The organism is Blattabacterium cuenoti (assembly GCF_014251695.1).
In the GTDB taxonomy this organism is placed as follows: domain Bacteria; phylum Bacteroidota; class Bacteroidia; order Flavobacteriales; family Blattabacteriaceae; genus Blattabacterium; species Blattabacterium cuenoti_T.
In genome coordinates this window covers 259,734-275,271 of the sequence record NZ_CP059195.1, presented here as the reverse complement: position 1 = coordinate 275,271, position 15,538 = coordinate 259,734, and the positions used below count along the sequence as shown (strand labels likewise).

At 26.0% G+C, this 15,538-nt stretch carries 12 protein-coding genes and 1 pseudogene; 1 reads left to right on the top strand and 12 read right to left on the bottom strand.

The window, feature by feature from the left end:
* Positions 1-6: 6 nt before the first annotated feature.
* Entirely contained in the window at positions 7-639 is a 633-nt protein-coding gene (gene pnuC, locus H0H62_RS01290; RefSeq protein WP_317168399.1) for a nicotinamide riboside transporter PnuC, read from the top strand.
* Here the strand turns inward: pnuC and hisS are convergent.
* From hisS to H0H62_RS01230, 12 genes and pseudogenes are all read right to left on the bottom strand, one after another.
* Positions 634-2,043, bottom strand: a complete 1,410-nt coding sequence (gene hisS / locus H0H62_RS01285) for a histidine--tRNA ligase (RefSeq protein ID WP_185860943.1) — start codon at positions 2,041-2,043, stop codon at positions 634-636. The genes pnuC and hisS overlap by 6 nt on opposite strands.
* A gap of 11 nt (positions 2,044-2,054) precedes the next feature.
* Positions 2,055-3,404, bottom strand: a complete 1,350-nt coding sequence (gene ftsZ, locus H0H62_RS01280; RefSeq protein WP_185860942.1) for a cell division protein FtsZ — start codon at positions 3,402-3,404, stop codon at positions 2,055-2,057.
* Positions 3,405-3,415: 11 nt separating this feature from the next.
* Positions 3,416-4,771, bottom strand: a complete 1,356-nt coding sequence (gene ftsA, locus H0H62_RS01275; protein WP_185860941.1) for a cell division protein FtsA — start codon at positions 4,769-4,771, stop codon at positions 3,416-3,418.
* Between the two features lie 4 nt (positions 4,772-4,775).
* Positions 4,776-5,450, bottom strand: coding sequence for a cell division protein FtsQ/DivIB (locus H0H62_RS01270; RefSeq protein WP_238784140.1), 675 nt, complete (start codon positions 5,448-5,450; stop codon positions 4,776-4,778).
* 43 nt (positions 5,451-5,493) lie between these two features.
* Entirely contained in the window at positions 5,494-6,885 is a 1,392-nt protein-coding gene (gene murC, locus H0H62_RS01265; protein WP_185860939.1) for a UDP-N-acetylmuramate--L-alanine ligase, read from the bottom strand.
* On the bottom strand, positions 6,882-7,988 hold the full coding sequence (gene murG / locus H0H62_RS01260; protein ID WP_185860938.1) for an undecaprenyldiphospho-muramoylpentapeptide beta-N-acetylglucosaminyltransferase: 1,107 nt from the start codon (positions 7,986-7,988) through the stop codon (positions 6,882-6,884). The genes murC and murG overlap by 4 nt, the downstream gene beginning before the upstream one ends.
* Complete coding sequence (locus H0H62_RS01255; protein WP_185860937.1) at positions 7,978-9,183, bottom strand: FtsW/RodA/SpoVE family cell cycle protein; 1,206 nt, start codon at positions 9,181-9,183, stop codon at positions 7,978-7,980. The genes murG and H0H62_RS01255 overlap by 11 nt, the downstream gene beginning before the upstream one ends.
* Positions 9,170-10,530, bottom strand: a pseudogene (gene murD, locus H0H62_RS01250) (UDP-N-acetylmuramoyl-L-alanine--D-glutamate ligase). The gene H0H62_RS01255 and the pseudogene murD overlap by 14 nt, the downstream one beginning before the upstream one ends.
* A gap of 18 nt (positions 10,531-10,548) precedes the next feature.
* A complete protein-coding gene (gene mraY, locus H0H62_RS01245) occupies positions 10,549-11,751 on the bottom strand; it encodes a phospho-N-acetylmuramoyl-pentapeptide-transferase (protein ID WP_185860936.1) in 1,203 nt (400 codons plus the stop codon).
* A 1-nt stretch (position 11,752) separates the two neighbouring features.
* Positions 11,753-13,222: a UDP-N-acetylmuramoyl-L-alanyl-D-glutamate--2,6-diaminopimelate ligase gene (locus tag H0H62_RS01240; RefSeq protein WP_185860935.1), complete on the bottom strand. Its 1,470-nt coding sequence runs from the start codon at positions 13,220-13,222 to the stop codon at positions 11,753-11,755.
* Complete coding sequence (locus tag H0H62_RS01235; RefSeq protein ID WP_185860934.1) at positions 13,219-15,186, bottom strand: penicillin-binding protein; 1,968 nt, start codon at positions 15,184-15,186, stop codon at positions 13,219-13,221. The genes H0H62_RS01240 and H0H62_RS01235 overlap by 4 nt, the downstream gene beginning before the upstream one ends.
* A complete protein-coding gene (locus H0H62_RS01230) occupies positions 15,186-15,527 on the bottom strand; it encodes an FtsL-like putative cell division protein (protein WP_185860933.1) in 342 nt (113 codons plus the stop codon). Before H0H62_RS01230 ends, H0H62_RS01235 begins: the two co-directional genes overlap by 1 nt.
* Positions 15,528-15,538: the final 11 nt, after the last annotated feature.

Below are 15,538 nucleotides of genomic sequence, written 5' to 3'. Positions count from 1 at the left end.
ATGAATATGATGAATGATTGGATAGATCTCCTTTTATCCCCCTATTATCATAATAGTTTTTTTTACATAATTTTGGAAATTACGGCTGTATCATTTACAATATTTAGTGTTTTTTTTGTTCAAAAAAATAATGCATGGGGATATCCAATAGGAATAATTAGCACTATTATATATAGTTATTTAACTTTTAAGAGTTCTCTTTATGGAAATTTTATTCTTAATTTGTATTACACATTGATGAGTTTTTATGGATGGTATGCATGGAGATATAAAAAGGAAAAAGATCGAAAAATACCTATTACTTTTTGCAATAAAAAAGATTATTTTTATACCTCTATTTTATTTATATTCACTTGTATTTTCAGTATGATCGTTTATTTTTTTTATGGAAAACTGCAATCTAATTTTGATTGGATGGATATACTGACAACGGGGATTTATTTTTCTGGTATGTATCAAATGGCCATGAAAAAAGTAGAAAATTGGATATTTTGGATAGTGGGAAACGGAATTTCCGTCCCTATTTATTTTTTTAAGGGTTTTGTATTGACGGGGATTTTATTTATCATTCTTGTCATCCTGGCTGTAGTTGGATTTATTATTTGGAAGAAAAAAGCCCTAAATAAAATTGTATCATAATTTTTTCGTTAATTGATTCATAACCTCGTCTATGTTATCATATTCTTTTTCTGTTTTTTTTTGAAGATCTTTCATCTTGATTTTATTTTGATTGATTTCATTTTTTCCTATACTAATAACAAATGGAATATTATTATCATTCGCATATCTAAATTGTTTTCTTATTTTCTCCGCATTAGGATATAATTGAGCAGAAATTCCTTCCTTTCTAAAAAATTTTATTATTTTGTATGCATATAAAACTTCTTCATTTCCGAAATGAATAAACAAAACTTTTAAAGGGGAACTAGAAATAGTTTGAAATAAATTTTCTTGCTCCATTGCTAAATAAATTCTATCCAAACCTAAAGAAATTCCTACTCCATAAATATTGTTCATTCCAAATAAATTAGCTAATTTATCATACCTACCTCCTCCTCCAATAGAAATAAAACTCCGATTGTTTAATGGAACAATTTCGAATATTGTACCTGTATAATAATTCATTCCTCTGGCTAAAGAAAGATTCCATTCCAATTTTGTCTTTTGTAAAGAAATATTATTTATATTCTTATAAATAAAACTTAAATCTCGTATTCCTTTTTTTCCTTTTTCAGAATTTTGTAAGGCTATAGTTAAATGTTTTTTTTTATTGCAGAAATTTTCTGTCATATCAAAAAAACATGCCACTTTATCAAATGATAAAGATGAAATTCCTTTGTCAAGCATTTCTTTTTTGACTAAATTTCGTCCAATTTTATTCCATTTATCTAAAGATATAGTAAAATCGTTCCATAAATTATTTTCTATTCCAGCCATTTCAAATAATCCTACTAATATATCTCTATGATTAATATAGATAACGATAGGAAAATTTAATTTGGTAAAAATTTCGTCACAAAGTTGAATTAATTCTATTTCTTCCCATAAAGACCAAGAGAATGATATCATATCCGCATCACATTGATAAAATTCTCTCCATCTTCCTTTTTGAGGTTTATCTGCACGCCATACAGGTTGTATTTGGTATCTTTTAAAAGGAAAAACGATTTTATTTTTATGCATCACTACATAACGAACAAAAGGAACCGTTAAATCATATCTAAGAGCTTTATTAGACATATATTCAGTAATATATTTTATAACCGTTTTTTCATCCGTTTTTTCATCATGATTGATTTTTTTTAAAAAATTTAAAATTCTATTTTTTAAAAAATCACCTGAATGTAGCAATTTAAAAATTAAGGAATCTCCTTCTTCTCCATATTTTCCAATAAGAGTAGAAATATTTTCAATAGAGGGAGTTTCTATAGAAACAAAACCAAAAAGTTCAAATTGTTTTCGAATCGTTTGAATTAAAAAATTTCGTTTTCTCATCTCAATGGATGAAAAATCTCTGGTTCCTTTGGGGATATTAGGAAACATCAATTGAACTCTTAATTTGTATTATTTTCTTTTTTACGAAAACTATTTTTGAATAATTTTTCATTGTATGAAATAGGAAGATCAAAATTATCTTCTAGCATATATTTTTTATGTTTTTTTTCTGTAAAAAAATTTGAATTGATAGACTGATCAAAAATATTTTGTTTTTTTTTCGATAAAACATCATCTTTTTTATTTTTATAACAAAATTTTTCTAAATGATTTGATTGTGAATAAGTTTTTGAAAAAAAAGGATCAATCCGTTTAGAATAAGAATGGATTTCCTCCATTTTGTTTAATCTTTGTTCATAAGGTTCTTCTAACCTATGAAATATTTTTTTTTCTTCGTGATTAATAGCCCGTTGTATTTCCGTAGGAAACCCCGTAGCCACTATAGTAACTGAAATACTTTCTTCAAAACTTTCGTCTTCTCCTAGTCCCATAATAATATTAGCGTTGTTCCCTGCCTCAGCTTGTATATAATCACTGATAATTCCTATTTCGTCTATAGTAATTTCTATTTTCCCTGAAACAATAAGAAGAAGAACATTTTTAGCTCCCGTAATCTTATTATCATTTAATAATGGAGAATCTAAAGCCTGTACAACAGCTTCCTTGGCTCTATTTTCTCCAACAGCAATAGCAGAACCCATAACAGCGGTTCCACTTTCTTTTAAAACGGTTCTTGTATCTCTTAAATCTATATTTTGTTTATAATGATGAGTGATGACTTCAGCAATACCTTTAGCTGCAGTAGTTAAAACTTCATCTGCCTTTGAAAAGCCTGCTTTAAATCCTAAATTTCCATATAATTCTCTCAATTTATCATTATTAATCACAATGAGAGAATCCACATTTTTTCTTAATGCTTCTATTCCTTTTTGAGCTTGTTCTAATCTCATTTTTCCTTCAAAATGAAATGGAATCGTAACGATTCCTACAGTAAGAATTCCTTTTTCTTTAGAAATCCCTGCAATAATTGGAGCGGCCCCAGTTCCCGTTCCACCTCCCATTCCTGCTGTAATAAAGGTCATTTTTGTGTTAGAATCTAAAATACTTTTTATTTCCTCTAAACTTTCTAATGCAGCCTTTTCTCCAACTTCTGGATCGGCTCCAGCACCAAGCCCTTCTGTAATCGAAGCTCCTAATTGAATTTTTATAGGAACTGGATTATTATTTAATGCTTGTGCATCCGTATTACATGCTATAAAATCAACACCTGTAATTCCTTGTTCAAACATATGACTTAAAGCATTACTTCCTCCTCCTCCCACTCCAATTACTTTTATAGAAGCTGAACGATTTTTTGGAAATTCCAATTGAGCGTTTTCTTTTTTTTGTATAAAATCTTCTTTTTTCATTTCATGGTTTATTATTCTGTATCATTCAATATTTTACGGAACTTATCTGCCCAAATTTCAAGAAAAGATTTTGTTTTATTTTTTTTCTTTTTATGATCTTCCTCATAATTTAATCTACGATTTTTATTATAATATTTTGTAGAAATAAATTCAGAATTTTCATCATGTTTATGTCCCGTATCCGCAGTGTTACAAAGATATTTTTTTTTATCCCCAAGTCCTTTAATTACTAATCCTATAGACGTAGCATATTCTGGATTACTTATAATACCGTTTTCTCCTCCTGCAATGTGTTCATTGGAATAACCTATACGAACGTCCATCCCAGTTACATATTCTGTTAATGGACGAATATGTTGAAGCTGAGAACCTCCACCTGTCATGACTAATCCAGCAATAAGTCTTTTCTTTTGTTCTTCATTTCCATAATTTTTTATTTCTATATTTACTTGTTCCAAAATTTCACATACTCGTATATGAATAATTTGTGAAAGGTGTTTTAAAGAAATTTCTTTAGGATCACGACCTCTTAATCCAGGAATACAAACAATTTCTGTTTCCTTATTTTCTCCTGGCCATGCCGATCCAAATTTTATTTTGAGTAATTCTGCTTGGCGTTCAATAATCAAACAATCTGTTTTTATATTTTCAGTAATGACATTTCCTCCAAAAGGGATTACGGCAGTATGACGGATAATATTATCTTTAAATATAGCAATGTCCGTCGTTCCTCCTCCTATATCCACTAATGCAACGCCAGCTTCTCTTTCTTCGGTGCTTAATACAGCTTCAGCTGAAGCTAAAGGTTCTAAGGTCATTCCAGCTAAATTCAAGCCTGCAGCTTTTACACATCTCCCAATATTTCGTATAGAAGATATTTGTCCCACTACAACGTGAAAATTAGCTTCTAAACGACTTCCATACATTCCTATCGGTTCTCCTATTTCTGCTTGACTATCAACTTTATATTCTTGTGGAAGAACATGAATGATTTCTTCTCCTGGTTGCATAATAAGTTTATGAACTTGATCTATTAATTTTTGTATGTCTTTCTGACTGATGACATTTTCAAAATCCAATCTAGTAATATAATCATTATGTTGTAGACTTCTAATATGTTGTCCTGCTATTCCAACAATAACTTCTTTTATTTTTAATCCCGAACTATGTTCGGCTTCAGATACTGCTTCACGAATAGCTTCAATTGTTTGAGTTATATTATTAACAACCCCTCTATGCACACCTATACTTTTAGATTTACCTATGCCTAAGATCTCAATTTTATTATATTCATTTCTCCTTCCCACCATAGCTACAATCTTCGTGGTTCCCACATCAAGACCTATAGCTATCTCTTGATATTCCATAGACTTATCTTTTTTTTGCGACTATTTGGTCTTTATATTGTAAATCGATACTTTTATATCGATTTATATCTATTTTATTTAGGTACTGCTTATAAAATGCTTTTAATTTATTCAATTTTTTTTTAAAATCCTTTATATTTCCTAATATAATATGATGATTCCCTATTTTTGGAATTAAAACAAATGAATTTTTATTATTTTTTTTTATGCTAATAATTTGGTTTTTTAATAATTTATCGGAGTTTATGAATTTAACTAAATTTGTTAAACATTTTTGTTCCTTTTTTGAAAAAGGGCCTTTTGCTAAAATGACTTTTGATGAAAAAAAAGAAGAAAGTTCTAAATTTTCCGCATCTTTAGTAAGATAATATTCTTTATTTCCATTTTTTATTCTTAAAACGGGTTCTTTTTGCCAAATTTTAATATTCATAGTCCCATCTACACTAAGAAATACTTCAGATCTTTTTATAAAAGGATAATTATTTAATTTTTTTTCCATTTTCAATATACATAATTGACCGATTTTTTTTTCAATTTTTTCTGTTTTAGAAAATAGAATATTTTTAATAATTTTATCATTTACAAAATGATTTTTAAATAAGGAATCAATAACAATATTAAATTTTTTTAGAGTTCTGTTTCGATGTGTTTTTTGAGAAAAATAAAAAAGTGAAATCATACAAATCATATATAATAATAAAATAATGATAAAGAATGTTTTATTATTTTTCATTTATTTCTCCATATCGTTTATACAACCATTCTTTTATAGGAATAATTAAGGTCTCTATATCCCCAGCTCCCATTGTCAAAATAATATCAAAATGTTTTTTTTCAATTTTTTTTAAAACTTTGGACATAGTAGATATTTCTTTAGAACTCATTTGTATCTTTTTTAATAAATTATTAGAATTAATCCCATTTATAGGAAATTCTCTAGCTGGATAAATATCCAATAAAATTAAAATATCAAGATGTTCTAAACTTTTTGCAAAAGATTTTTCAAAAAATTTAGTTCTACTAAATAAATGAGGTTGAAAAATACCCAATATTTTTTTATTTGGAAAACATATTCTAACAGTACTGATAAAAGCGTTAATTTCTGTAGGATGATGTGCGTAATCATCTATATATATTTTTTTTGAAGATTGATAGTGAATGGAATATCTTCTTTTAATCCCTTTAAATAGAAATAAAGCTTTTCTGATTTCTTCCTTAGGAATTTTTAGATAATCAGATATAGCTAATGCTGCAGTCACATTTTTTAAATTATGTTGACCTGGAATAGGTAAAGGTAAAGATTTCCATATTTCTGTAGGAGTATGAAAATCAAAATACCATTTATTTTCTTTTACATAAAGATGATTGGAATAATAATTTTCTTTTTTTAACACAGAAAAATATATAGCGTTATTTGATTGAAAAGATTCTTCTTGGCAAAGAAATATTTTTTTATATGGTTTTTTTACTCTATTTGAAAAAGTTATATAAGCCTTTTTTAAGGCATCTTTTCTTGGATAAGTGTCTACATGATCTTGATCAAAAGACGTTATACATGCTATATTAGGAGATAAATATAAAAAAGAATGGTCAAATTCGTCTGCTTCTACTAAAAAAATTTTTTTTCCATTCAATACATTATTCAATATTAAATTCGATTGATAATTTTCAGAAATTCCTCCTAAAAAAGCAGTAATATTCATTCCTATACTATATAAAATGTGTCCTAACAAAATACAAGTAGTTGTTTTTCCATGTGTTCCTCCTATAGCTATACAAATATCATTTTCTATAATTAAAGATAATACTTGAGAACGTTTTTTTATATTTTTCCCATATTTTTTTAAATATATCCATTGTTTATGATGACTAGGAATGGCTGGAGTGTACACAATTAAACATTGTTTAGATAACACCCATTTTGGCAAAAATTCGATAGTATCATGATAATTGATGGATATCCCTTCTTTTTCTAATTTTTTTGTTAAAAAGGTTTCATTTCGATCATGACCATAAACAGTTTTCCCTATAGAATGGAAGTATCTAGCGAGAGAACTCATCCCCATTCCTCCTATTCCTATAAAATAAAAAAAATCAATTTGGTTTAAGTTCATAAAATAATTTGTAAAATCTCGTTTACAACATCGTTTGTTGCTTTAGGTTTTCCTAATTCTAATATATTTTTACTCATTTTTTTTTTCATTATAGAATTATTCACTAATTGTATAACAGAATTAACTAATTTTTGCTCTACTTCCTCATTTTTTATAATTAAAGCTGCTTCTTTTTCTTCTAATATTTTAGCATTTTTATTTTGGTGATCATTTGAAGACCAAGGAAAAGGAATTAATATATATGGTTTTCCTATTAAACATATTTCTGATATAGTTAAAGCTCCAGCTCTAGATACAATGATATCTGCCGCAGCATAACATATCGGTATATTTTCAATAAATTCCATAAAAATGATATTCGAATGATGAGACATTTTATTTTTTTTAATCTTATGAAGATCTAATTTTCCTACTTGCCAAATAAGTTGCATATCCAATTCTATTATCTTTTTTAATCCTTTTCTCCAAGCGTTATTCATACTATTAGATCCTTGACTCCCTCCTATAGACAAAATAATAGGTTTTGTAACTTGTAATCCTAAATTCATACAAGCTTTTTTTTTACTGGGTAATTGTAATATTTCAGATCTGACTGGATTTCCAGTGATGATCGTTTTTTCTTTTGGAAAATATTTTTTTGCTTTATCATAACCAATGCATATTTTATTTGCGTAACGAGAAAATATTCTATTAGTCAATCCAGGAAAAGAATTCTGTTCTTGAATTAAAATAGGTATTTTATTTTTTTTTGCAGCATATAAGGTAGGAAAACTTACAAATCCACCTGTTCCAATAACTATATCTGGAGAAAATTTTTGAATAATTTTATTTGCTAAAAAAAAGCTATATATTAGTTGTATAGATAAAATAAAACCTGATATAGAAAAAAATTTATCTTTTCCACCTGAAAGACAAATCTTTTCCATAGAATATCCAAATCTTGGAATTTCTTGTATTTCCATATGATTATTAGATCCAATAAATAAAATGTCTGTTTTTGGAATTCTTTTTTTTAGTTCATTAGCAATAGCGATTCCAGGATAGATATGACCTCCAGTTCCTCCACTTCCAATAATTATTCTAGGTGAAATATTATGGTTCATGATAAGTTATCATTTCTGTAGATTCAGTTGAATTTTTATATATCATTCGGCTGATACTTAATATAATGCCAAAACTAAAAAAAGTAACCCACATAGAAGTCCCTCCAGCACTAATCAATGGCAAAGTTTGTCCTGTTACTGGAAATAAACCAACAGCAATTCCCATATTTATAAGTGCTTGATTTATAATAGGGTACCCTACAGAAATTACCAACAAAGAACAAAAATAATTTTGCACTTTTGTAGCTATTATCATAATTCTTATTAAAATTAGTATATAAATAAATAAAAGGATAACACCCCCAATAGATCCATATTCTTCTATTATAATAGCATATATAAAATCTGAAGAAGATTGAGGGAGGAACGCCTTTAAAACACTTTTTCCAGGCCCACGACCAAATTTATTTCCTAAAACGATAGCCGTTTTCGATTGTTTCATTTGATAATTTTCTTCAGATTCATGATCAAAAAATTTTTCTATACGACTTTTCCATGTATAAACCCTATGAATAGGGGTTCCCCATTTTATTACAGAGTAAATATATATTCCCGCAAATAAAATGCCCATTAAAAGAACTCCTATAACACTTGTGAATGGATATCCACCTATAAAAAGTAGAATTAAAACGGATATAAAAACAATACTAGCCGTCGAGCCATTAGCAGGAAAAATCAATCCAATGATAAAAAATATTGGAAACAACAAGGGAAAAAAAGAATTTATAAAATTTATTTTTTCTTTCTTTTTTTTAGCTTTTTTAGCTAAATATCTGGAACAATAAATGAAAAGAACTAAACCCGCGATACTGGAAGTTTGAAAAGATATATTTATAATAGGAATATGTAACCAACGAGAAGCATTTACTCCATCTAATTCTTTCCTTTGATTCATTGTAAAAATTAATAAAATGAATATTATAGGCATGGAAAGAATAGACATTCGATAAAAATATTTATAGTCTATAAATTGAGTAAAAAAAAGGATACAAAATCCAACTAATAAAAAAATAGCATGTTTTAATAAATAACTAAAAACTGTATTTGTCCCTCCATATGTAGTCACTAGGTTTGTACTAGCAGAATAAACTGGTAAAAAGGAAAAAATAGCTAACAAAGATATAAAAGCCCATAAATATCTATCGCCTTTTATATATCTATTTAAAAAAAAATCTATTTTTTCAGAAATTTTCATAAATCAGTTTTCTTACTTCTTGTTTAAATTTATTTCCTCTTTCCTTATAATCTTTAAACAGATCAAAACTAGAACAAGCGGGAGATAATAAAATATTATCTCCATGAGAAGATAATACATAAGCCATGTAAACAGCTTTTCTAATATTTTTTGTTTCCAAAATAATATCAATGATATTTTTAAAAAAATTTATAATTTTTTCATTTGTTTTTCCTAAGCAAATTATAGCTTTTACTTTTTTTTTAACTAAAGGAATTAATTCTCCATAATTATTTCCTTTATCTTCTCCTCCTGCTATCCATATAATAGGGGCATTCATACTTTTTAATGCATAAAAAACTGCATTTACATTAGTGGCTTTAGAATCATTAATGAATTGCACTCCATTTATATTCATAATTTTTTCCATACGATGTTCTATAGATTTCAATTTTAATAGAATGGAAATTATTGATTCTTTTTTTACGTTTAATATTTCGGATACAATTAATGAAGACATAATATTATATAGATTATGATCTCCTATTAAAGGAATATCTTTTACATTTAAAAAATCTATCTCTTTATTTTTTTTGTTTCGAATAAATATTTTGTTATTTTTTATATAAGCGCCTATATGTAATTCTTCCTTTATAGAAAAAGGAATACAATGAGATACAATAGGATATTTTTTTAAACCATATCTTATAATAGGATCATCATGATTATAAATGAAAATATCTTCTTTTTTTTGAAAAATTGCTATTCTAAATTTGGAATCAATGTAATTCTCTATATTATCATATCTATTTAAATGATCTCTTGTTATATTTAATAATACTGCAATATTTGAACGAAAATTGAAACAATCATCTAATTGAAAACTACTCATTTCTAATATGTAAACATCTTTTTTTTTATAACATCTTTAGAAAAACTATGTCCAATATTTCCTGCTATTCCTACATTTATTCCTTTTTTTTTAAGTATATTATAAATAATAGAAGAGGTTGTTGTTTTCCCATTACTTCCTGTAATTCCGATAACATAAGAATTATTAAGATAACTTTTTCCGAATTCTAATTCAGATTGTATAGGAATTCCCAAAAAATTAATTTTTTTTATTAAAGGATTATTACTCGAAATTCCAGGACTTTTTATCACTTTAATAGCGTTTTGAATGATTATATTTTCTGTATGTCCTTTTTCTTCAAAAGGAATTCTATTTTTTATTAATATTTTTTTGTATTTACTTAGAATAATTCCACAATCCGATAAAAATATTTTTAATCCATTTTTTTTAGCTAATAAAGCTGCTCCTACCCCGCTTTCTCCTCCACCTAATACAACTATAAATTTTTTTTTCATGACTTGGTTTTATTTTTTTTATATAATTAATAAAATAAACACTAACATAGAGAGTATTATTTGTATAATAATAAAACGATTAAAAATCTTATTTTCATGATACCCTAATTTTTGAAAATGATGATGTAAAGGAGCCATGAGAAAAATTCTTTTTCCTATGCCATATTTTTTTTTAGTATATTTAAAATACAATACTTGTATGATAACAGAAATATTTTCTATAAAAAAAATTCCACACAAAATAGGTAATATACATTCTTTTCTATTGATAATGGCTAATGTTGCAATAACTCCTCCTATAGTTAAACTTCCAGTGTCCCCCATAAAAATTTGAGCTGGATAAGTATTATACCAAAGAAAACTTATTAAAGTCCCTAAAAAAGAAAAAGAAAAAATGATTATTTCTTCTATATGTGGAATATATATAAAATGAAAATAAGAGGAATATGTTTTATTACTGGAAATTATAGATAATAAAGATAAGGTAGAAAAAATGATAGAAGAAATTCCAGCTGTTAATCCGTCTATTCCATCAGTTAAATTAGCTCCATTGGAGAAAAACGTAATAATTATAATAACAATAGGAATGAAAACAATCCATGTATATTTTTTCCATTCTTTATTACACCAACTCAAAAGAGAAGCGTAGTTAAATTTATTATTATGATATATGGAATAAAAAAAGGGAATAGAGGTATTAAATCCATCTTCTTTTTCTTTCAAAAAGTGTAAATTTTTTGATTTTATTTTTTGTTTTTGAATAGAAATGTTTGTGTTAAAATACATAGTAATTCCAATTAAAATTCCTAATAAAATTTGACTTAATATTTTACCCATAATACTAAGTCCTTTTTTATTATGTTTAATTTTAATATAATCATCTATAAATCCAATAGACCCCATATACAATGTAGTCATTATCAACATTAATACATATACATTATTCAATGTAGAAAAAAATATTGTAGGAATTAACGTAGAAAATATAATAACAAGACCTCCCATAGTAGGAATTCCTTCTTTTTTTTTTTGACCAAAAAGTCCAAGATCTCGTATTTTTTCTCCTATAATACTATTTTTTTGATTCCAATATATAATTTTTTGATACAAAATAAAAGCTATACTAAACGATAAAAAAAAAGCTATAATAGCTCTGTAAAAAACAGAATTTATATTTATAGAAAAAAAGATAAAAATTAAGTATTTAAAATAATTAATCATCTTACTTATCGTAAGTTTTTAATAAATTTTTAGCAATTTTCATATCATTAAAAGAATAACGTATTCCTTTAATTTCTTGATACGTTTCATGTCCTTTTCCAGCTATTAGAATAATATCTTCTTTTTTGGAAATTTGAATTGCAGTTTTAATAGCTTCATATCGTCTTACAAAGGTTAAAATAGATTTTTTTTTTAGATATGATTTAAAATTTTTCATATCATTCAATATTTTATTCATATCCTCATATCTAGGATTATCGGATGTAAAAATCGACACATCACATCTTTCATAAACAATTTTACCCATTAAAGAACGTTTTTTTATATCCCTGTTTCCTCCACAACCTATGACACAAATTAATTTTTCATTGTTTTTTTTTATTATTTTAATAGTATTTAAAATAGATTTTAATCCATCTGGATTATGGGCATAATCTACAATAATATGAATCCCGGAATTTGATATAAATTGCTCAAAACGCCCTTTTATGGGTTTAATATATTTTATTTTTTTCAAAATGTCATTTTTATTGACCCCTAATAAAATAGCTGTAGCATAACTAGCTAATAGATTATAAATATTAAATCTTCCTATCAAATGGGTAAAAATTTGATGACCATCAATTAATAATAAATTTCCATTAATATTTTCTTTCAAAATTTTAATTTGAAAATTTGCATTTTTTTTTAAACCATATAAATAGGTTTTAGCTGAAATTTTTTGGATTATTTTATACGAATTTTCATCATCGGAATTAATTAATGCGAAAGCTTTTTTAGATAAATTTTCAAAAAAAAGTCTTTTAGCAAATAAATAATGATTAAAAGATCTATGATAATCTAAATGATCATGTGTAATATTCGTAAAAACTCCTCCTTGAAATAATAATCCTGATATTCTTTTTTGATGAATCCCATGTGAACTTACTTCCATAAAAGCATATTTACAGCCTTTTTGTATTGAAATATTTAAATATTTATTAATTTCAATGATATTTGGAGTTGTATGTGTAGTAGGATATTTAATAGATAATATTTTTATACCTATAGTAGAAATAAGAATATTTTTTTCTCCCATTTTATAAAATAACTGATGAAGGATCGTAGCTATAGATGTTTTTCCATTTGTTCCGGTAATTCCTATTAATTTAATTTTTTTTGTAGGATGATCATAAAAATTAGATGATATAATCCCTAAAGCTTCCATAGAATCTGGAACCAATATATAAGTGATATGTTTATGATTGTGAAAAAAACTTTTTTCACAAATTATAGTATTAGCGCCTTTTTGGATAGCTTCTATAATAAATTGGTGCCCATCTGTTTTTTTTCCTTTTCTGGCTACAAAAATCATATTTTGTTTTACTATTCTTGAATCTATAGAAATTCCTTCGATAAACTTAGAAGTATTTTTTCCTATTATTTTTAACACGTGTACTTTTTTTATAACATCTTTTAATAGTTTTTTCATTCTTCTAATTTTAAAAATATAATTTGATTTTTTTTCAATTTTTTTCCCGGTTGAATAGATTGAGTCATCACTTTTCCTATTCCTTCATATTGTATGTGAAATCCTTTATTTTCTAATATAGGTATGATTTCTTTTCCAGGAATAGATACTACATTAGGCATTATTCTTTGATTAAGAAAAAAAATTTTTGATTCTATAATTTTATTTAGTAAATTTATTTTATTTTTTTTATTTAATATTTTTCTTCCAATTCTAGGATAAATAGATTTAGCGATTCGGTTAAATACAGGAACAGCTACCTCAATTCCGTAGTATCCTTTTTCTGGTTTTGAAATGACTACAATACAAGAATATTTTGGATTTTTAGCTGGAAAATATCCTACAAAAGAACTATTATAATATAATGGTTTTCCTTTTATCCAATAATTTAATTGTGTTGTTCCCGTTTTTCCAGCATAAGGGTATTCTGTATTATAATATTTTTTAGCAGTTCCATTTTTTACGACTCCTTCTAACATATTTTGAATTTTAATTAAAGAAGATTTTTTGGCTATATAAGGATTCATTACGATAGGGTTCGTATATTTTTTAATAATTTTTCCATGATGTTTTATTTCTCTTATGAATAGAGGTTTAATCATTTTTCCCTGGTTTGCAATAGCATTGTAAAAAGTTAGTATTTGTAAAGGAGTTAGTGTAATGTTATATCCAAAAGTCATCCATGGCAAGGTGATACTACTCCAATTTTTTGTTCCAGGTTTTGGAATAAAAGGCATGCTTTCCCCCGGAATATCTATTCCTATTTTTCTATCCAATTTCCATTTACATAAGTGTTTTATAAATTTATCCGGATTTTCTTTATAATTTTCATAAATAATTTTTGCTATGCCCACGTTTGAAGATAATTCTAAAATTTGCTTAGGGTTTATTTCAACATATCCATTATAATGACTATCCCGTATCTTTTTTCCTTTTAATTTCATGACTCCTCCTTTAGTATTGACAATCATATCCATATCTATTTTTTTATCTTCTAAAGCCGCAAGAATAGACATAGTTTTAAAAGTGGAACCAGGTTCACTTCCTTCCCATACTGCAAAATTTCTTAAATCTTCATAAGTATTTTTTTTTGTTTTTTCCAGATTAATCATAGCAGGAATTTCTCCACTTTTTACATCCATCAAAATCACACATCCATGATCTGCTTGAGAAATGGATAATTCTTGAAGTAAGGCATGATAAGCTATATCTTGTAAATATATATCTATAGTGGAATAAACGTCTTTTCCATCTTCTGGATAAATCTCATTTTCTGATTTTAACGGTTTCCATATTTTAAAACTAATACGTTGTTCTAATCTTTTTCCATCTTTTCCTTTTAAATATTTGCTAAAAGCCCCTTCTAATCCTGCTTTTCCTCTATGATCATCATATCCTAATGTTCGTTTTCCAATGTTTTCCAATGTATGAATTCTACATATTTTTTTTTCTACGATAAAACCGCCTCGTATTTGTCCCTTATTGAAAATGGGAAAATTTCGTAATTTTTTAAAATGTGGATAATCTAAATTTTTTGCTAACAAAAAATATCTATTTCCCCTTTTTTTTTCGTATTGAAACTTTTTATAGAAAAAAAATTTTTGTTTTTTAAATAAAGTTTCTAAAGAATTACATAAAGAATAAATATTTTCTTTAAATAATTTTTCAGATATAGATCTAAAATCAATGTGAATATCATATCTTATGACAGACATGGCTAAAAGACTACTATCTGACGCATAAATATTTCCACGTTTAGCCTTAATTAAATTGGTTCTAATTGTTTTTTTTAGAACATATTTTTTATATCCTTCTGAATAATTTTGAATATAGAATAAATTGAAAATAATTAATGCTGCAATAAATATGAATAAAAAACCAATTAAATAGGATTTGTATAATAAAATATATCTTTTTTGTTTCATTATTTATTATCTTGTGTTCTCCCCGTGTTTTTTTTGTATTCTATGACTAATTCGTATGGAGGAGATTTTAAATGTTTTAATCCATTAATTAATTTTTTTCTTATAAAAGAGGCTAATTGCATTTTCATACATTTACTATGTATATCTGCATATTCAGATTTTAATTCCTTTATTTCTTCACTAATTTTAGTAATTTCCCGAATTTTTCGATCCATTATATGTGAACTGGTAATACTCATTAAAGATAAGACAGTTATAAAAACAATAAAATACCAACTACGATAAGCATCTTCTTTAACTAAAAATTTTCCTTTCAGGATATCTTGTATATTTGTTTTCATTTTATTATATT

Coding starts and splice junctions, on each gene's coding strand:
- pnuC (WP_317168399.1), top strand. CDS start 7: ATGATGAATGATTGGATAGATCTCCTTTTATCCCCCTATTATCATAAT.
- hisS (WP_185860943.1), bottom strand. CDS start 2,043: ATGTTTCCTAATATCCCCAAAGGAACCAGAGATTTTTCATCCATTGAG.
- ftsZ (WP_185860942.1), bottom strand. CDS start 3,404: ATGAAAAAAGAAGATTTTATACAAAAAAAAGAAAACGCTCAATTGGAA.
- ftsA (WP_185860941.1), bottom strand. CDS start 4,771: ATGGAATATCAAGAGATAGCTATAGGTCTTGATGTGGGAACCACGAAG.
- H0H62_RS01270 (WP_238784140.1), bottom strand. CDS start 5,450: ATGATTTCACTTTTTTATTTTTCTCAAAAAACACATCGAAACAGAACT.
- murC (WP_185860939.1), bottom strand. CDS start 6,885: ATGAACTTAAACCAAATTGATTTTTTTTATTTTATAGGAATAGGAGGA.
- murG (WP_185860938.1), bottom strand. CDS start 7,988: ATGAACCATAATATTTCACCTAGAATAATTATTGGAAGTGGAGGAACT.
- H0H62_RS01255 (WP_185860937.1), bottom strand. CDS start 9,183: ATGAAAATTTCTGAAAAAATAGATTTTTTTTTAAATAGATATATAAAA.
- mraY (WP_185860936.1), bottom strand. CDS start 11,751: ATGATTAATTATTTTAAATACTTAATTTTTATCTTTTTTTCTATAAAT.
- H0H62_RS01240 (WP_185860935.1), bottom strand. CDS start 13,222: ATGAAAAAACTATTAAAAGATGTTATAAAAAAAGTACACGTGTTAAAA.
- H0H62_RS01235 (WP_185860934.1), bottom strand. CDS start 15,186: ATGAAACAAAAAAGATATATTTTATTATACAAATCCTATTTAATTGGT.
- H0H62_RS01230 (WP_185860933.1), bottom strand. CDS start 15,527: ATGAAAACAAATATACAAGATATCCTGAAAGGAAAATTTTTAGTTAAA.